This window comes from Bacillus zhangzhouensis (assembly GCF_000715205.1).
GTDB classification, from domain to species: Bacteria; Bacillota; Bacilli; order Bacillales; family Bacillaceae; genus Bacillus; species Bacillus zhangzhouensis.
In genome coordinates this window covers 58,238-77,427 of the sequence record NZ_JOTP01000014.1, presented here as the reverse complement: position 1 = coordinate 77,427, position 19,190 = coordinate 58,238, and the positions used below count along the sequence as shown (strand labels likewise).

Below are 19,190 nucleotides of genomic sequence, written 5' to 3'. Positions count from 1 at the left end.
TAAAATAAAAAAAAAATATCAAAAAAATTTATGATTTGATTTTCTGTTTCAACAAGAACCCAAAAATCATATTCCAGATCACTGAACAAACGAACATTCCGTTTTAATTTAGGACTGTATGCTTCCCAATAGTTATTGCCAAATTTACTGCTTCTTTTAATGTTAATGGGCGAATACATGTATACACCTCTTTTAACAAGATATTTCTATAAAATTTCGACAATGTTCTACAATACCCTTCTATGAATATTCAAAATATCTCAGTAGTAGTGGTTCAGTCTTTCAGAATGAATATTAAAAATAACACATTATTAGTGTTTCATTCTTTCAGAATGGATCTATGTTGACTTCCCTAAATAATAATGGATCCACTTTTACTTCCTGTAAAGGGAACATAAAAGTGGATCCATTAAAAGATAAAGTACTTATTTAACTAGGTTGACAACGCATATAATGGATCAATGTTTACTTCGTTGCACAATTACCCGATAATTAAAATGTGCGGTTCTTTCTAACTCGGCAATTTCAAAGACGTTGAATTTTTCTCAACTGATTTAGCGTTCAAAATTCACTTCCGGACCTAACTGCCCTTCCCAACCCCTGTAATCGTCTGAGCAGTTTGTGTATACCCCTCTCGCACAATAGAATTATATTGTTCTCTTACTGTGTATGAGCTAGGCTTACCATCAAGCACGAGGATTCTGCAAGAATCCCCTGCCAGATCTACTCCATGTCATATACAAATTATCCAGTCCAATATAAACTAGACGTACTTCACATGGGACGTCTATCCTGGAAACAGCTGCACTCTTTAATTTGCTTTCTGATACCACGCTTTGGAACTGGCAGCGTATCATGGAAACACAAGGAGAAGACGCCCTCAAATCAATGAAAAAGGGGCGTCCGTCTATGAAAAAGAAAACAGGAAAGCAAGCACCAGCTAAAGGATCGATGGAACTTTGATTTAAGGCATAAATACCCGGTGAAAGTACTGCTTAAGATCGCAGGTATTCCGCGTAGTACCTACTACTATTTGGTGAAACATTGGAATCTTCATAACCGAGATGTCCATCTGAAAAAATGATTCAAAATATTTACTAAGAACATCATGGCCGATACGGATACCGCCGTATTCGTGATGAACTAGTCAATCAGAGACAAAAAGTCAATCACAAAAAAGTACAGCGCATCATGAAATCACTAGGTCTAAATGCATGGTTCGAATGAAGAAATATCGTTCATACAAAGGCTTAGTTGGCAAAGTAGCGCCTAATATTTTAGCTCGTCACTTTCAAGCTGATAAGCCAAATGAGAAATGGGTCACAGATATGACAGAGTTCAAATTATTTGGGCAGAAGCTCTACCTTTCGCTCATATTAGATCTATTTAATTAATATGTTTTATTTTTTTATCGCATGAATGTAATGAATCGTTTCAAAAGCAGATAAGTAATCGTTACGATTCTTAAAATAAAGTTCATGAATTTGAGCCGGTGATAGGTGTTCGTAAATTAATAAACCGGATTTCTCTAACATCTTCTCAATTTCAAAGTAAGAAAAACATGATTTCATTGGTTCCCCGCCCATTGAAGCCATTTTCAACATATTTTCAACTCTATTAGAGGTTCCTTTTTCTTCGAATAGTTTCTCGTCTGCATAATCAAAAACGATCGAACTTCCTGATGGAACCTTGGTGAATAAATAATCTATTAAGCTTGAAACTTCCTCTTTCGTTAAATAGTAAGAAACACCTAAAAGACTAAAGAATGTCTTTTTGTTATCAAATCCTTTACCTATTAGGTTTTGATAGGACAGATTTTTGGTGAAGTCCATTGAAACAAAATGAAGATTACTTGGGATTTTTAATTTAGCCTCGTCCAATCTTTGCTTTTTAAATTCCTGTGTAGTGGGATGATCAATTTCGAATATTTCTAAGCTGTTTTCCAATTCTGGATGTCGTAAACTAAAAGTATCTAATCCAGCGCCAAGTATGACATATTGTCTTAATCCTAACGCTACCTCATTAAGCAATACTTTTTCGCAATACGCAGCACGTGATAAGGTTATTGGAGAAAGTTGTACTTGTGTAATCCATTTTAATATTTCTTCTGTATTTCCCTCGAATTTTTGTGCGATATCTTTGTTGAAGAAATGTATACCTTGAACCATATTCTCTTTGATGTCATTAAATTCTTTTACAGAAATTAAGTCTTTAGCTAAATAATCATTAAAGATTTTAGGGGTATCATCAAATTGACTATGATAGGATCTGCCAAAAGCTGATATTAACGAAGTTACACTTGACTCATCTTTCTTCATACAAACACTCTCCTTTATTATAGAACAAAAAAATAGGGTTCCCCTGGCCAGGAGAACCCTATTATATAACCGAAAAAAACAAAAGTAAATTATAGCACAAATAAAAATTTTTGTCAAGTGGAAATCGAATTCTTTCTGTTTTATTTCGTATCCTTAAATGCTTTAACAAACTCAATACAACTTTTCGAAATATTGTTTTATTGAAGGAAAGCTACCTTTTGGAGCACCTAATAGTTTTTCATAAATCTCGTCAATCGCATCTAGTTTGGCAATGAGCTGTTCGTGAGTCAATGAGAAAAGGCTTGGATCAAGCATAAAATGGAGTCCGACTAATAAGAATTCAGTAATTTCATCTGGAAAATCCGTGTGAAATACCCCTTCTTCTACTCCTTGCTTCAAAACAGATGAAATAATTGGTACATATTCTTTTATCATGCAAACTTTCATTTTCTGATGTAGAAGAACGTTATCTTTGTGATGTAAATGAGTCATTAATCCATCACTGAAATGATTTGATGTTTCCTGTGAAAAAAACTGAATAATATTTATTAACTTCTCTATTGCTTTTAAATCGGAGTTATTATTAATTTGTTTAAACACTTGAACACTTGAATCAATAGAGTCTTGAATTACTGCGTCCGCAATTTCATCTTTTGACTTGAAATAATGATAAAAAGTGCCTTTTGCAACTCCGATTTTTTTAATAATATCGCTAATCGTAGTATTCTCGTACCCATTAGATGAAAACAAATCTTTTGCGACGGAAATAATCTCGCTTCTTCTTTCTTCGGGTTTTTTGACAATTCTTTTCATGGAACTTCCCCCTTGAGACTTATAATTGTCTTTTAAAGATACATCATTGACCGACCGACGGTCAATGATGTATTATTTATTTACTTAACATCTTTAAGGAGTGTGAAGAGGTGAAGAATGGAAACCAAGTGCGAAAGTATGAAGAGGAGCGCATTCGTATTGTTTTAAGAGAAATTGAAAAAAAAGTCGTTAAATTGGATCATGATTCTGGTGGATTAAAGAAGGATGTCATTCATCTAAAGAAAACCTTTTGGGATGATGTAAAAATAAATCTAGATAATCCTGAGGATGCTGGTGAAACCTTATCAAGTATTAGACAGCAGGCGGAGATGCTGTCCGAGAGGGAAAGAACGCACCGTCAACTAGATAAGCAGAGGAAGACCTTATCTCGATTAAAAGATTCTCCATATTTCGCCCGTGTTGATTTTCTCGAAAATGGTAAGGAGACAACAAATAACGTGTACCTCGGAGTTGCGAGTTTAATGGATGAAAATGAGGAAACATTTCTTATTTATGATTGGAGAGCCCCTATTTCCAGTATTTATTATGATTACTCTCCAGGATCAGCCCAATACGAAACAGTAGAAGGGATAATTCAAGGAGAAATAGAGTTAAAGCGTCAGTTTATCACGAGAGATGGGCAAATCAAAACGATGTTTGATACGGATGTTACCATTGGCGATGAACTTTTGAAAGAAGTACTTGGCAATAACGCGAGTACCAATATGAAAAGCATTGTTGCTACCATTCAGAAAGAGCAAAATCAGATTATTCGTAACGTGAAAAGCAAGTATTTAGTTGTACAAGGGGTTGCTGGAAGTGGGAAAACCTCTGCAGCTCTTCAAAGAGTTGCTTATTTGCTGTATCACTACCAGAATGAGATCACGGCTGAAAATATTATGCTTTTTTCACCTAATTCTTTATTTAATCGCTATATTGCTTCTGTCCTCCCTGATTTAGGGGAGGAGAATATGCAGCAGCTCACATTCCAAGAATATGTGGAGAAGCGTCTTGGAAAACAATTTGATGTTGAACATCCGTTTACGCAAATGGAATATATGCTTACATGTCAGGAACATAAAAAGTATCCTGCAAGAAGAAAAGGAATTCGGTATAAAGCGAGTAGCGATTTTAAAGCTTTGATTGATTCCTATGTTGTTGTTCTCTCGAGTGAAGAGCTTATCTTTAAAAATATTTCTTTCCGAGGAGAAATGTTGATTAGAGCTGAACAAATTAAAAACTATTTTTATTCACTAGATGCATCTATCTCCATTCCAAATCGCATGCAGTTAGTAAAGGAATGGCTTCTAAAAGAGTTAGGAAAGAAAGAAAAATTAGAAAGAACCAAAGATTGGGTAATAGAAGAGAGTGACCTGTTAGAACTTGAAGAGTATACAAAAGTTTATAGTGAGCTACTGAAGGAAGGAAGATTTTCTGAGAATACGTTCGACGATTTTGAACAGGAGCAAAAGAAAATAGCTAAAATGATTGTCAAAAAACACTTTAAACCAATACGAATAGCTGTAAAGAAACTAAAGTTTATTAATGTAGCGGCGATTTACTGTCAACTGTTTAAACAGAAAGACAACATCCTTCAAAAGCTTAAAGATACACTTCCTGAAAGTTGGGAAGAAATTTGTTCATATACATTAAAAAAGCTACAAAGAAAAGAAATGACGTATGAAGATGCAGCGCCTTATTTGTATCTCCAAGATAAACTTGAGGGAAAAAGAATAAACACAAGAATACGCCATTTATTAATTGATGAAGCACAGGATTATTCACCCTTTCAGTTTTTTGTTCTTAAGCAGCTTTTTCCTTATTGCCGAATGACGATTCTAGGTGATTTTAATCAGGCGATTTATGCCCATACTCTAAATGCACCAACCTTACTATCAAGCGAATTATATGTAAAAGAAAATTTTGAGAGAGTAGAGTTAACGAAAAGCTACCGTTCAACTCGTCAAATCGTTGAATTCACAAAGGGAATTATAGAAGAAGGAGAAACTATTGAAGCTTTTAACAGAGATGGTCAGAAGCCTACTTTTACAAAGGTTGAGGATCTTGACACCCTTCAATCTCGAATAACACAGAAGATTCTTCAACTGCAGTCAGCAAATTATGAAACAATCGCTGTGATATGTAAAACGGGAAAAGAATGCAAGGAATCCTATGAGCAATTGAGTAAGCAAATGGATCTCAAGATGATTGAACAAAGTACGATTTCCTATCAAAAAGGTATCTTAATTCTCCCTGCTTATTTGGCAAAGGGAATCGAATTTGATGCTGTGATCATATACGATGCTTCTAATATAAAATATGGAAGAGAATTTGAAAGGAAACTCTTTTATACTGCATGTACGAGGGCTATGCACGAGCTTCATCTTTTCTCCGTAGGGGAGATGAGCACGTTTATGAATAAGATTCCTGAAAATTCGTATGAGATTACAGTTTGAGTATAATTTCAATGAAGAATTGCTAAGCGTTTAAAAGCCTCCCTACCACTTCAATTCCTACCAGATTTGCGGATGCTTCTTATAGTCGTTCATTATGGATCCACTTTTAACTTCTGTGAAAAGAGTATAAAAGTGGATCCATTAAATGATAGAATCCTTATTTCAGTGGTGTTAATAGAGCATTCAATGGATCTATATTTACCTTCTTGCACACTTCCTCTTTATCTTCATCTTTCCCTTATGTATGTCATATCAAAATCCTCTACGTCCTCAATAAATTAAAACGGTCATAAAGGTTTCTGAATTAAAGTGAATTTAATGAGCCGCCATATGACAACATTTCCTACTCTTATATAAATCCCAATGGCTCTTTTTGTTGATGAGCTAATTCCATTCCCTCTGCCAGATAGAGAGCGTTCTTTTTATCTATATCATCATCAGGCCAATTGTGGATCAGTTGACGTAATCTAACTGCAACGGTCTTACAAACATCTGGCATTAAGTAACTATCAGAATCTGAAATATCCAGCAATGGAATGATGTCATCTTGATAGTTTTCACATGGTATTTCCCCCCGCCAAACCCCCCCATTTCATCTAAATTCATGCCAATACATGCTGCTAACTTGCATCTAAAATCATGGAAGTCGGTGTAAGACCAATGTGCTTCGCAATGAGTGAAATCCAATGCCACGAATCATTCCTCCATTTTCAACCTGATTGATCATATAATAGGTCAACGAGGCACGCAACTCTCTGTTCTACCTGAGTCCTGCGTGATTTTTCTCTAAGGTTATTTTGATTTAATCCCTGCACCACAAAGAGGTATGACAATGGTCTCTTCTGGTTCCTTTTGATATTTCATGTAGCCAGCCAAATTGACTGCAGATGTCACTTCTACATAAAACCCTTTCTCACTCAGTTTAGATCGTGCATTTAGGATCTCATCTTCTTCAATTTCAATAAACGTACCATTGGTAACTTGTACAGCTTCTAAAATTTGTTTGGAGCGTGCTGGAGCAGCAATGGCAATCCCTTCTGCTAAGGTCCCTTTATTCGTCACAGGTGATGCTGATCCCTCCGCATTTTGATAAGCTTTCACAAGGGGTGCACAGTTTTTCGCTTGTACGGCAACGATTTTAGGTATGTTATGAATGAGACCATTTTCAAATAACTCTTTAAAGCCATAATACGCACCTAGGAGGAGAGTACCGTTTCCAACCGGAATAATTAAAGCATCAGGTGCTCCTTTTAGTTGCTCATAGATTTCATAGGCGTATGTTTTTGTACCTTCGAAAAAGTAGGGATTATAGACATGGCTTGCATAAAAAACGTTTTCATTGTCTACTGCCTTTTGTGCCGCAGCTGCAATGTCCTCTCGCGTCCCGTGAATTTCTTTAATCGTTGCTCCATGTGCTTTTATTTGAGCGACCTTTTTAGGTGAAGTGTCATCGCTTAGATAGATGTCACAGGCAATACCACAACGTGCTGCATAAGCTGCAATCGCTGTTCCTGCATTCCCACTACTATCAGCTATGACTTTTGATACCCCTAATTCCTTTGCTTTTGTCATCAAAACAGCGGCTCCTCGGTCTTTAAAGGATAATGTCGGCATCATATAGTCAACTTTGACATAAGTGTTTGGCTCATTAGGATCCAGAACGATTAAAGGAGATTGACCCTCCCCCATTGTCACAGTTTCCCAAGTCTTAGAACCTTTTGAAAATGGCATGGTTTCAACATAACGCCATAATGAATTTGGATAGTGATCCCAAGCTGCGATATCTATTTTCAGGGTATCTTTCACCAGGTTTAATACTCCACCACAATCACATTTCCATAGAGTTGGTGTCATCTCATATTTTTTCCCGCAATGGTTACAAATCAATTGATTCATCAATCATCAACCCCTTCAAATATTTTTTTATACGAAATATAATTTTTTATATAGAGTAGGCAAAAAAATATCTTAAATATATGCAATGGCATCAATTTCAATTTTGAAACCAAAATGTAATTCATTCGTTGGTACAACAGTACGTGCTGGTTTATGTTCACCGAAAAAGTCAGTATAAACCGCATCTACTTTGTCCCATAATTCAATATCTGAAATGTATAATGTCATGCGCAAGATCTTCTCTTTTTTACTTCCAGCAGTCTCTACAACCATCTCCACATTCTTAAGCGCTTGTAATGTCTCTTCTTCAATGGTGCCGAATTCTTTTTCTCTCGTTTCGGGATTGATGGCAAATTGTCCTGATACATATACTGTATTTTGGTGAATGGTTGCGAATGCATAGTGTCCGTTTGATTTTAGATTTCCCACCTCAAGGATGCTTTTCATTTCGTTTCCCCTTCATTCGATTTATTTTTGATTTCATCCAAATAGCTATAGACGGTTACTTTGGAAATGCCTAACATAGATGCGACCTTCTCAACAGATCCTTTCATTAAAAAAATTCCCTTTTCATCCATAAATCTTATTAATTCAATTTTTTCATGACGTTTCATGACTGGATGAACACTGTTTTGAATGATCTGTTGAATCAATTGATCTACTATTCCTTCCACATTTTCAAGGTCATCGTTTGATTTTGTTTCATCCTCTTGAACTTCAATTTGTGTAGAAAGAAAAGTATCCATAAATTGCTGCATTTGATTCAGTGCTTCAACGTCAAAATTGATACAGAAAGCACCAATCACTTTTTGCTTCGAATCACGTATTAATGTAGTCGAAGAACGAATCGTACGCTTATCTTCTGTTACAAATGTATAACCAGCAAGATAATCTTCTTTAAAATCTTCTGATTGTAATACAGTCTTTACTAGATGATCAAAGGATTGACCGATTTCTCTTCCTGTCACATGGTTATTTACTGTAAACATGACAGATGCTTGAGGGTTCGTTAAATCATGAATAATTACTTCACAATTTGATCCAAACATTTTTGCAGTAGATTTTGCTAAAGGAATATAACTCGCTAATAACTTTTTAATTTGTTCCATGCCTAAGCACCCCATTTTTTATTCCACTAGATTATATAATTTTTTATATATAAAAACAATATATAGATTTATTTATATATCATGATGCTCACAAGATCAAACATATAAAAAAAGCAGCCATAGACTGCTTTTTGCTTGTGCTCCTTTCTAATTGATTTCTTTCTGGATTCCATACAAAATGACGTCAATTCCCCATCGGAACCGTTCCATTGATACGGTATCACCTGCAAACATTTCTTCTTTCACACGATGAATGAAAGGAAACCGCGTTTTGTCTGCATCATCAAATGTTTTTTTAATGTCTGAAATCTGCGAAGAGTCATGTTTCTTCCAAGAGACCTTTTCGTATGCTACGGAAGATACGTATAACAGTAACAGGTCTACTCCCCATGCAGCGGATGTAGATTTGATCCCGCCTTCATGCAATGCAGCGAGAATATGTTCGGTCAACTGAAGAAAGTTCGTTCCTTGTGGAATGGTGGAAAGAGAAATTTCAGCAAGACCAGGTTTTTCGAATAGCAGTAGGAAATAAGTATGCAATATGTCAAATAACTGTTCTTTCCATGTGCTATCCGCTGAATCTGGATAAACCATTTGGCCGAGACCATAATCCAATACGTAAGCACTGAGTTCTTGAAAATTGTTCACGTAGACATACAAGGATGCAGGTCCCGTATCCAATGCTTTAGCCACCTTACGCATACTCATGCCCTCTATCCCTTGCTCCTTAAGAAGCTCATGGGCCGTTTTCACAATGAGCTCACGGCTTAAGGGCTCTTTAGCCGGCCGAGACCGGCGACTTATAATGCGACGATTTGAATTGTTCATACTCTCTTTATAACATGTCAAAGTAAAATAGTAAATTGAGCATCAATCACCGTTTTCTTGGAAAGAATTCATCATATCTGCAAGCTTGACCGCAGCGTCTTTTGAAAAACACAGTTTTAAACTATTCTCCGATTCATGAGCTTTCTTCGATGAATATTCGTACATCATGTCTTCGTATTCTTCAATAGCCTTTTCAATATCATGAGGATGTCGGACAATAGCAAGTGCAAGCTCCATTGCATCAAACATCGCCATGTTTACACCTTCACCTGCGAATGGTGACATGACATGAGCTGCATCACCGATAAGCGTTACTCCTTTATGACGGTTCCATTTAAAACCGACAGGAAGCGTATAAATCCGTCTTGGAATGATGGCATCTTCTGCATAACGAATATAATTTTTCAGCTGATCATCCCAATCACTAAATAACGCTAATAATTGTTCTTTTGCTTCTTTCGCTTGGTGAAACGGTATACCACAAGTCTCGATCCAGTTGCGTTCTACCATAAGGCTTGCATACACTTTGATTCGTCCATCTCCGTTTAACTGACCAATCAGTCCTTTATGGTCTGCTAAAGCAAACATCTTACCACGTTTATTAAATTCAGCTAAATCAGGGTGGTTCCCCTCTACGCTTAGGACATTTAGTTCCAGCATCGTGAGCCCAGAGTATTCAATATCCATATCTGTTAACAGAGGACGTACACGAGAAAAAGCACCATCAGCCCCAATCAAAAGGTCAACTGTCTCGACAACCCCGTTTTCAAAATGAATCTCCGTCATGCCATTTTCTAATGAAACGCATCTTTCTAGTTTATATCCATATTTGATGTTTTCAGCATCAATTTGATCTAACAGCAGTTCACACAACACACCACGATCAATTTCTGGGCGAGTGCCTTTTTGATCTGATTCCGTTTCTTCATCTAAATAAATTCTTCCTGATTTATCAAGTAATCTGAAATCTTCTCCTTCATAACGGGCGTTCCTTTGAAATTTCTCATAAACTCCTGCTTCTTTTAAGGCTTTTTGACCTGTTTCTTCATGAATATCCAGTGACCCTCCTCTTTCAAGACTCTTGTCATACATCTCCCGTTCATAGATGGTTGTTTGTATACCGTAATTTTGCAAAATTAAGGCGAGTGTTAGCCCCCCAGGTCCTCCTCCAATGATAGCAATTTGCTTTGGGTCTTTAGATAATGACGTCATCGTATGCATCTCCTCTTCCTTTATGAGAATCGTTTAAAAATACATCTCATTTATATTATAACGAACATCGTTCGTAAAGAACAGTGTTCGTTTAAAATCGTTTGTTTCACGATTGTGTTTTAATGAAAAGAAACCAATCGCCCGCCATCATATGATACACTCCATCTAGGAATGTTAAAGGTTTCTATTTTTAAAATTCTGAGTGTAAGAGGTGTTTCTATGAATAAATTATTGGCAATGTTGATATTAGGATTGGGCTTTAGTGGTGCCGTGCTCATTCTTTCTGTCCCTTTGTTATTCAAATCCAACCCAGAACAATCTGAGCTGATGTTTGCTGCTGGATCAGCGGGCGCTTTCACAGTATTTGCTGTCTCATGCCTAATTCTTCGAAAACGATTCAATCGCTTGACTAAATGATATCTAAATGAACCTTCTTGATAATTTATGGGCGTCATATTTTCAAGCTGTGACACCTAGAACTGCGGGTTTTAATTCTCTTGATATAGGACATATGCATGAGAGTTCTTTAACGTTTATGATGCTACTTATGTTTATTGGTGCTGGGAGTGCGTCAACAGGAAGTGGTATTAAATTAACAACGTTGATGATCATTTTGATTTCTGTTTTCTGAAAGGAAATAAAGAACCGGTGATATATAGACGTACTATTAAGCATGATGTTGTCATGAAAGCTTTAGCAATCAGTTTTATCAGTTTATGTTTTGTGTTTATCACCATTTTTTATTGACAATGACTGAAAAAGCTCCTTTCATTGATATTGTTTTTGAGACCTTCTCAGCATTTGGGACGGTAGGGCTTTCTATGGGATTAACACCGGATTTAACGTTTTTAGGTAAGGTGATTCTTTCGATTCATATGTTTATTGGCAGAGTAGGTTCTCTGACCATTGTATTTATCTTTATGAAACGAACCAGAAGCTCAATACGTTATCCGGAGGGAGAAGGATTTGTAGGCTAATATGAGCAATAATTGAAATGGATTCCCTTTTAATTTAATCATCAAGATGATGGATTGACCCACTTTACATTTTCTCTTTATTCACTACAAGCTTTTTGGAATACAGATCTGCTGGTACGGTCTCTTCTTTGCCAAACAATCAGCATTCGGTATTTAACGGAAAAGCTGAGATATTCAACTTTAAGCTGACTCTTGAAAAGGCTTTGATCAGCAGCTTCTCCGTTATCTCACTTGTTGCTGGTTTTCTTGATTAAGTCTACGCCATCATATGAAAGGCTTTCCACACGTGCAGCCTTTTGCAGGATGTAATGATCAAAAAAAGTCTTCGTATAGTCCGTCACAAGATTTCGCATTTCTACCGCATCCCTTGTGCCTCTCAGTTCCTCATCTACACCGGTAAACACGATGTCGCAGTAATCTAAATGTGCAGCACGATTAACGGTGAAATAATAGGTTTCCATGCTGTTGTTAGCGCCAATAATCGCATTCATATAATAATTCGGTTCAGAAAACAGTAGCAAAAAGGGTTTATTGAGGTCGCTGTCGAGAAGACCAAACGCACCACTATCCAAGCCAACCCCGCAGGTAAACCGGTCGTCATCTCGGCAAACAACCCCCGCCGTAGGCCCGCCATAAGAATGTCCGACGATGCCCATGCCGATGTCGAGCAACAGTCTGTCATGAAAGATGGACTTTAATTCTCCAGAGTCTAGTTTGTGAAGATAATCGGCTACGTACCTTACATCTTCTGCCTGTTGTTCACTATATCTTGTTAACTGGTTAATTATTGGTAGGGTAAGCACGTTGCGGCACATCTCAATAGCCGTTTCATCGTCAGGCCGCATCTTCATCTTACCAGCCAGCGCCACCATCTCCGGATCTTCAGAAAACGCCATAATGACATCCGAAAAATCCTTTGATACATTCAACAGCTTCCCATCTTTCCGTTTATACATTGTGCTATTCTGATGGCCGATACTGACGACAACATACCCCAGGCTTGCCAGGTCTGTACAAATTGCTGTCCCCCATTCCGGTGAACCACCCCCGCCGCAAACATAGAATAACACTGGATAGCGCTTTTCTTTCCCGGAAAGAGAAAGGTCGTCGTAACAATGAGTCTTGATATCGATAGAGAAAAAATTCTTCTCTTTCAGATACTCAGTGACAAGTGGCTGCTCATGAAGCATCTCGTAGACTTCAGGAAACATGTACGCTGATGCAGTCTTCCTTTCGCTGCTATCGGACGGATAGTACATAAACGCGGTCAATTTTCTTTTTGAGTGATCTGATGCCGTATACTCAAAATCCATCTGGGTGCGTCCGGCGATATAGTCGCCGATTGGTTCAGGGAATATGTCATACCTTTTCATCCTTTTGTTCCTCCTTCATGAATGAAAGTGATGGCGAATGTAAAAATACGCATGCCTATAAGTGCTTTCAAAACTTTGCAGGTTAGAGGCATTACTATCAAATTTCCTAAAAAATGTCGAGATCGTCCCTTGTGTTGAAATATTGTTATTGAGGGACAAGACTTGTACTGATGCCATCCTCTATATGTATATATCTTTATGATATCATCATGAACAAGATCAAATGCCAAGTGAAATTAGAATGAACTTGCTGAAAGGTATTCATCATTGTAAAAAATTCTGAAGGGTGATAGCGATGAGAAGACTTGAGTCTGGTATATCAGTAGACAACGAATAATTTTTTGATGTTATCAGGTATGAACACGAAATGATAAGCAGAACGACGATCATCAACTCGAATGTTCGTTCACCTATATTTTGGAGCTGTCACCTGCATCATCTTGTATTTGATTCGTGTGACCTGACGAATGCGAGATTTTTTGCGGGTAGCACGATTGATCATTGTACTTTTATTCGATCTGACTTGCGCTCTGTTGGTATTGCTAGAGACGAAGCTGTTTTTACCAATTTGGAATTTTCCTCCTGTGATATGAGAGGAATGACATTGGAGAATGCTACGTTTATCGACTGTACTTTTTATAAATGTAGATTCAATGACCGCGTGTTACAAACATCGAATATCGTCAATTGTACCTTTACCGGCAAGCTAGTGGATATTACGTTTGAGGGAAATGGCAAACAAAAGCTGATCGCCAATTTTGAAAAATGCACCCTTGACGGTGTTCGTTTTACAGGCTGTGACCTGACGCAATGTATTCCGCCAACATCCAAAAACCATCTATATGTTGAAAAGGTATCTGCACGTGTGAAAAATGCCTTGGAAAAGATAGACGATGATCCTGCTCTTTCTGACGATGATCGGAAAATACTGGTGCGTAGTCTGCGCAAGCCTGAGCATATGGAACAATATATTTTTAATACGGCGCATATCAAGAAAATATATGGGACTGCTTTTGTTGAGTGATTTTTCAGTAGTTTGGAATATAACAAAGACAATGGATGACGTTTGCTACATCCCTATTGCTACTTCATGTCTATGGTACATCAACTTCGAGTATATTTGAGTGGAATCAGCTCACTGATTTTCAATTTGACTAGTTCGTCATCCATCTCTATAATGACGAAACATTCTGGTCCGAAATCTGAAATGAGCTCTCTGCAGATGCCGCAAGGACTTACTACCCTAATTCTCCTATCTTCTTCATCTGAATATGGATGTCTAACAGCGACAATCGTCTCAAAATCCTTATGTCCATTCGATAAAGCGCTGCCAATCGCAATGGCCTCTGCGCATAAAGTTACTCGTCCGATATAGGCTTCAATGTGGACAGCCGATATCATTTCTCCTGTTTTCATGCGAACGGCTGCCCCTACATGGTGTTTATCATCTTCATAAAGGCTGATAATCTTCTTTTTTGCTTCGTCTATTAATTCTACATCTTTTTGAGTAAGATCAAATGTTTGCATCGTGTTCCCCTTCACTTATGGTCGTTTTTCATATGTTGATCTATTATACCAAACATGAGGTAATGAATTGTTCTTGAAGAAGAAATGAATAGATACAAAAATAAAGCTTATGTTTGTGGACATAAGCTTGTTGATTATGCTGTTTTATAGCGATTATACATATATCGTATGATTTTTGTGATGACAGAGGTACACATGCATAGAAAGGTCATAGCGATGACCCAATACATATTCGAGATGTCAAACCCCGTATAGGCAAAGATAAAAACGGTTGAAGCTACAAATGTGATCATTAGAACGATGTAGACCCGCTTAAAGATGATATAGCCTACAATCCCCCATATTAAAAATAACAAAGGCAATGTAAATAAGATCAGAGCCATAGGTTGAAGAAAAGAAACACTCATCATTCACTCTCCTTTACTAACCAGCCATTTGTTTAATCCCAATGAAAAAGCGAACAATCATTATATTAATGGGAAATACGCTCTTTGTAAACATAAATTGGAGTTTAAGGAAAGTTTAATCTGTAGTGAATTGATATTGTGATTGTATTTACTGCTTACAAGTAAGCAGTGTGTGAACTGAATCCCTAACGATTGATCACCTGAATGATTTTCTCCTGAGCATCTTGAGCCTCAGGGATTGGCATGAGAACAAACACATGCAGCATTTCAGGATAAACAAAGGTTTTTATGTCCATTCCTTGTTCTGTTAGGTTTTCATCGAGCTTCATGGCATCTGGATATAACATATCATGTGTTCCAATGAAATGAGTAATCTTCCCAAGCCCTTTGAAGTCACCGTAAATGGGACTGATCAATGGGTCAGTTACATGTTGATCAGCTGTCCAAATCTTTGCAATGACTTCCATTCCTTCATGTTTGCATATTCAAACATGAGAGGATTGCTTAAGCTCATATCAACACATGCAGATAATAAAATAATATCCTTCGGCTGCGGCAGATCCTCCTTCTTTAAAAGGTGCGCCAGACCGAGTGCGATGTTTCCGCCAGCTGAATCTCCCATGAGCGTTAATTGATGAGGACTTTCAACTGTATCAAGCAATACTTTATAGACATTTAAAATTTTCGGATACGTATCTTTGTAGCTATAATGAGGAACTTTCGGATAAATAGGAGCGACCACCTTCGCTTGAAGGGCTTGAGCCATTTTATCCATGAACCACCAGTGTAAATTCAAAGGCTGGTTTGTCCATGCGCCCCCGTGTAGATATAAAATCACTTTTTGTGTAGGAGACTTTTGGTCATTTAAAGTGAAAACTTGCATCCCCTCGAATGTCTGCTCCTTCAGCTCACTTAATAGTTCAACGTCATCCGGTATCACATAAGGCTTCGTGTTTTCAGTTCCTTTTTGATCAAGAAAATGCTTGGTTTTTCGATACTTGAAAAACTTTCTTTATGCCCTTCAGAAGAGATCAATGCTTCAAATTGAATGCTTTCTTTAGAACGCTTTCCTTGATACATGTCTACACTCATTTTTTACCGCTCCTTTAATCGCTTTTTTTGCTCATCCTATTTAGTTTTGCGAAATGATTTAAGATAATCTTGTATGTCTTGATCAGAGGTCTCTAACAGGTTAGATAATAGGCTTTGCATAAATCGAAAGCTTTGGATTTTTTCTTCAATCTCTTCAAGTTTATGCTGAACAATCTTTCTTAACGTATCAGGGTTCACTTCTCGACTGAGCATGTCCAAAATCTCTTTTATTTCTTTTAACGAATAACCTAACGATTTAGCCTCTTTTACGAATTCAATTTTTAAAAGGGCATCTTCTGTATATAATCGATAACCGTTAGAACTTCGTTTTGGGAGAGGCAAAATGTCGTGTCCTTCATAATACCGAATGGCAGCGGTGCTTATTCCTGTTCTTTTTGAAAGTTCACCTCTAGTCATCAGCTCCATTTTCATTCTCCTCTGTTCTTTATTTTCATGAATTGGTCAGTCATCTGTTGCTAGTTCTATTATAAAGGTTGAACTATACTTCAAGGTCAAGAATAGAATCATGTTGTTTTTCACGAGATGCCGCTTTTCATTCATTTTTAAGGTTGCTGTAAGGTTTGGATTAATACAGGTTAAGGTTGAGGTAGTACAATGGATTTGTAGTTAAGTGAGGGCTGAGTCAAATGATTCCGCCTTTTAATAAAACATAGAGGTGAAAAGGTTTGAGAGAAAATAAAATTTTGTCTTCATTATGTTACTTCAGTATCTTTTTTGCGCCGTTTCTGTTTCCGATTATCGTCTATTTCTTAGGTCAGGACGAAGTGAAATATCATGCGAAAAAATCGTTGTGGACGCATCTGATTCCTTATTTGATTTTCGGCATTGGCATCATCGGTTCAGGTTTACTTGGCATGAACGATATTAGACATGCTGGGCCATTCCTAATTGCGACGTACGCTGTGACTTTCCTTGTGGCAATCTATTTTTTCATTTGGAACATTGTCAAAGGAATCAAAGTGTTTTCAGAATAATAGGTGAAAAAAACGGTTCTGTTGTTGATCAGAACCGTTTTTCTGTATGTTTTCATGCTGGTATGTGGATATCAATTGTTGTTCCTTTCCCTACACTACTGCGGATCGTGATATCCCCGCCGTGCTTGACGATAATATCCTTTGCAATGGCCATCCCAAGACCAGAGCCTGCATGCGTTACTCCTGTATTTGTCCCTCTGTAATAGCGGTCAAACACTTTTTCTAGCTCTTTATCGCCTATTCCTTTGCCGTTGTCTTTAATCGTGATATGGGTTTGTTCTTTTTGTTCAAGCTGTACAATGATCTTTACATCAGGATCATTATGAACGAGGGCATTTAAAATGAGATTGGTGACCGCTCTTCGAATGAGGATTTTATCAATATTCAGCATGAGCTTGTCTACATTCGTTTGAAGCTCAATCGTCTGATTCGCATATCTTGAATCGTTTAAAATATCAATTAACGTTTCCCGCAGCAGTGACACAATATTAACTAGCTCTTTATTTAGCATGACGCCATTATTTTTCAGCCTTGTCGTTAAATTAAGATCCTCCATGACATCTTTGATATACAGTGATTTATTCTCAATAATGTCGGCGTAATGTCTGATGTCTTGTTCTGAAAGAGGATAGTTTGGATCTTTGATGATTTCTGCATAGCCTTGAATAGAAGCTAGTGGTGTTTTAATGTCATGAGAAATATGACTGATCCATTCTTCACGCATTTGCTCTAATTTGTCTTTTTCTTTTTTGCTTGAAGCTAGTTGCTCTGATAAGTGATTGACGTTATAGAAGACATCTTTATATATCCCCTTAGCTGGCAGATTTGTTGTGTAATCTCCGTTTGCTAGCCGCTGGATTCCATGAATGACACGGCCGAGCGGTTTTATGAGCTGCCGGCTGAATAAGTAACCAATGAGTAACGCAATGATGGCATCTATTGATAATAAAATCATCGTCCCGATATTGAATCTTGTCACTAAGTCCTTCGTGTCGAACGAGAATAGGTATTTTCCGATGGAAGGATCCTTAAATCCGATAAAGTAGCTGTATTCTTTGCCCTTCCCTTTTTTTTCGCCAGCATAAATGGTCGATAATAATTGCTTATCCTTATATTTATGTAAGTTCACTATTTCTATAGGTGTATATTTGTTCTTTAATCCTTTAGGTGCTTGCGCATGATACACGTCTTGTCCATTTTCGTCTAAAATTTGAATCCATGCATTTTGTTGTTCTAAAGCTTTTTGCCCTTCTTTGTTTACGGTGATTCCGTGATCAGAAAAAGAGACGTATTGTGCAAATGATCTTGTGAAGGTTTCGGGCGTATTTTCTTCGTTTTGCTGGCTGCTTGCTTGTAGTACAAGCCAAATCATGAATCCAAATAAGTTGATAAAGACCGTGATAATGGTCACGATAATGACAGAGACCATATATCTGCCTGTTAATCGCCATTTCATCCTTACGCATCCTTTACAACAAATTTATAGCCAAGCCCTTTGACCGTCACGAGAAACTCTGGTGTTGACGGGGAATTCTCTATTTTTTCCCGAAGTCTTCGTATATGAACCATCACCGTATTGTCAGAACCGAAGAAGTCTTCTCCCCATACGGTTTGATAAAGCGTTTCTTTACTGATCACACGGTTCGGGTGCTGCAAGAAATAGGTCATCAGCATAAGCTCTTTCGGTGTGAGCTCAATCACCGCTCCATTTTTGGTGAGTTCTGCTTGCTGCTCGTTTAACTCAAACGGCCCTTTTTTGATCACGGGATCGGTTTGAGATGGCTGTAAGTAAGATGATCTCCTCAGCTGCGCTTTGACCCGGTAGGCGACTTCTTTAGGGCTGAACGGTTTTGTAATGTAGTCATCCCCACCGATAGCAAGTCCTACAATTTTATCGGTTTCCTCTCCCTTTGCCGACAAAAAGATAATCGGAACATGGGAGATTTCTCTTATTTTTTTGCAGATATCATAGCCTTCTCCATCTGGCAACATGATATCTAATATGATCAAATCGGGATGTTCTTGATGAAATTGTGTGAGTCCATCACGGGCAGTTGAAGCTGTTATGACGCGATCAATGCCTTCTCTTGTTAATACCGTGTTGATTAATTCCAAAATTTCTTTTTCGTCATCTATGATTAATACTTTGCTTTGAAGCTGTGACATACATTGATCACTCCTCTGAAG

Annotated in this window: 17 protein-coding genes and 3 pseudogenes; 6 read left to right on the top strand and 14 right to left on the bottom strand. The window is 37.5% G+C overall.

The features are described from left to right. Nucleotides 1-736: 736 nt before the first annotated feature. Nucleotides 737-1,391 (top strand): annotated as a pseudogene (locus tag BA70_RS20595) (IS3 family transposase); the annotation flags it as partial. Between the two features lie 9 nt (nt 1,392-1,400). Here BA70_RS20595 and BA70_RS12680 read toward each other — a convergent pair. Together BA70_RS12680 and BA70_RS12675 are read right to left on the bottom strand one after the other, a co-directional pair. Next, nucleotides 1,401-2,318, bottom strand: a complete 918-nt coding sequence (locus BA70_RS12680; RefSeq protein ID WP_034322831.1) for a class I SAM-dependent methyltransferase — start codon at nt 2,316-2,318, stop codon at nt 1,401-1,403. Between the two features lie 171 nt (nt 2,319-2,489). Continuing rightward, nucleotides 2,490-3,131: a TetR/AcrR family transcriptional regulator gene (locus tag BA70_RS12675; protein ID WP_034322829.1), complete on the bottom strand. Its 642-nt coding sequence runs from the start codon at nt 3,129-3,131 to the stop codon at nt 2,490-2,492. 110 nt (nt 3,132-3,241) lie between these two features. Here BA70_RS12675 and helD point away from each other — a divergent pair, with 110 nt between their 5' ends. Next, nucleotides 3,242-5,587: an RNA polymerase recycling motor HelD gene (gene helD / locus BA70_RS12670; RefSeq protein ID WP_034322827.1), complete on the top strand. Its 2,346-nt coding sequence runs from the start codon at nt 3,242-3,244 to the stop codon at nt 5,585-5,587. Nucleotides 5,588-6,379: 792 nt separating this feature from the next. On the opposite strand, the gene BA70_RS12660 is transcribed toward helD, so the two are convergent. The 5 genes from BA70_RS12660 to BA70_RS12640 all read right to left on the bottom strand — a co-directional run bounded on the left by BA70_RS12660 (nt 6,380) and on the right by BA70_RS12640 (nt 10,632). After that, entirely contained in the window at nt 6,380-7,483 is a 1,104-nt protein-coding gene (locus BA70_RS12660; RefSeq protein ID WP_034322822.1) for a threonine synthase, read from the bottom strand. Nucleotides 7,484-7,555: 72 nt separating this feature from the next. Then, entirely contained in the window at nt 7,556-7,930 is a 375-nt protein-coding gene (locus BA70_RS12655; RefSeq protein ID WP_034322819.1) for a RidA family protein, read from the bottom strand. Then, nucleotides 7,927-8,592 (bottom strand): helix-turn-helix transcriptional regulator, encoded by a 666-nt coding sequence (locus BA70_RS12650; RefSeq protein WP_034322817.1) that lies wholly within the window; start codon nt 8,590-8,592, stop codon nt 7,927-7,929. Before BA70_RS12650 ends, BA70_RS12655 begins: the two co-directional genes overlap by 4 nt. A 147-nt stretch (nt 8,593-8,739) precedes the next feature. Next, nucleotides 8,740-9,420 (bottom strand): TetR/AcrR family transcriptional regulator, encoded by a 681-nt coding sequence (locus BA70_RS12645; protein ID WP_034322815.1) that lies wholly within the window; start codon nt 9,418-9,420, stop codon nt 8,740-8,742. A 42-nt stretch (nt 9,421-9,462) separates the two neighbouring features. Then, a complete protein-coding gene (locus BA70_RS12640) occupies nt 9,463-10,632 on the bottom strand; it encodes an FAD-dependent oxidoreductase (protein WP_034322811.1) in 1,170 nt (389 codons plus the stop codon). Nucleotides 10,633-10,851: 219 nt separating this feature from the next. Between BA70_RS12640 and BA70_RS12635 the strand changes: the two genes are divergently transcribed. Together BA70_RS12635 and BA70_RS20880 are read left to right on the top strand one after the other, a co-directional pair. Next, nucleotides 10,852-11,049 carry a hypothetical protein gene (locus BA70_RS12635; protein ID WP_034322808.1) on the top strand — a complete coding sequence of 66 codons (198 nt, stop codon included), beginning with the start codon at nt 10,852-10,854 and terminating at the stop codon, nt 11,047-11,049. 7 nt (nt 11,050-11,056) lie between these two features. Beyond that, a pseudogene (locus BA70_RS20880) lies at nt 11,057-11,609 on the top strand (potassium transporter TrkG); the annotation flags it as partial. 227 nt (nt 11,610-11,836) lie between these two features. Here BA70_RS20880 and BA70_RS12625 read toward each other — a convergent pair. Beyond that, nucleotides 11,837-12,982: an alpha/beta hydrolase gene (locus BA70_RS12625; RefSeq protein ID WP_034322806.1), complete on the bottom strand. Its 1,146-nt coding sequence runs from the start codon at nt 12,980-12,982 to the stop codon at nt 11,837-11,839. Between the two features lie 367 nt (nt 12,983-13,349). On the opposite strand from BA70_RS12625, the gene BA70_RS12620 reads away from it, so the two are divergent. After that, nucleotides 13,350-14,006, top strand: a complete 657-nt coding sequence (locus BA70_RS12620; RefSeq protein WP_239646669.1) for a pentapeptide repeat-containing protein — start codon at nt 13,350-13,352, stop codon at nt 14,004-14,006. Between the two features lie 80 nt (nt 14,007-14,086). On the opposite strand, the gene BA70_RS12615 is transcribed toward BA70_RS12620, so the two are convergent. From BA70_RS12615 to BA70_RS12600, 4 genes and pseudogenes are all read right to left on the bottom strand, one after another. After that, a complete protein-coding gene (locus tag BA70_RS12615; RefSeq protein WP_034322803.1) occupies nt 14,087-14,509 on the bottom strand; it encodes a cytidine deaminase in 423 nt (140 codons plus the stop codon). 134 nt (nt 14,510-14,643) lie between these two features. Then, nucleotides 14,644-14,916 carry a DUF2651 family protein gene (locus tag BA70_RS12610; protein ID WP_034322802.1) on the bottom strand — a complete coding sequence of 91 codons (273 nt, stop codon included), beginning with the start codon at nt 14,914-14,916 and terminating at the stop codon, nt 14,644-14,646. Between the two features lie 185 nt (nt 14,917-15,101). Beyond that, nucleotides 15,102-16,008, bottom strand: a pseudogene (locus tag BA70_RS12605) (alpha/beta hydrolase fold domain-containing protein). Between the two features lie 36 nt (nt 16,009-16,044). Next, entirely contained in the window at nt 16,045-16,434 is a 390-nt protein-coding gene (locus tag BA70_RS12600) for a MerR family transcriptional regulator (protein ID WP_034322799.1), read from the bottom strand. A gap of 260 nt (nt 16,435-16,694) precedes the next feature. On the opposite strand from BA70_RS12600, the gene BA70_RS12595 reads away from it, so the two are divergent. Next, nucleotides 16,695-17,003 (top strand): magnetosome magnetite crystal formation protein family, encoded by a 309-nt coding sequence (locus BA70_RS12595; protein WP_034322796.1) that lies wholly within the window; start codon nt 16,695-16,697, stop codon nt 17,001-17,003. Between the two features lie 52 nt (nt 17,004-17,055). Here BA70_RS12595 and BA70_RS12590 read toward each other — a convergent pair whose 3' ends face one another. Both BA70_RS12590 and BA70_RS12585 read right to left on the bottom strand, forming a co-directional pair. Then, on the bottom strand, nt 17,056-18,459 hold the full coding sequence (locus tag BA70_RS12590; RefSeq protein ID WP_034322794.1) for a sensor histidine kinase: 1,404 nt from the start codon (nt 18,457-18,459) through the stop codon (nt 17,056-17,058). A gap of 2 nt (nt 18,460-18,461) precedes the next feature. Next, nucleotides 18,462-19,169, bottom strand: a complete 708-nt coding sequence (locus BA70_RS12585) for a response regulator transcription factor (RefSeq protein WP_034322790.1) — start codon at nt 19,167-19,169, stop codon at nt 18,462-18,464. Nucleotides 19,170-19,190 lie beyond the last annotated feature (21 nt).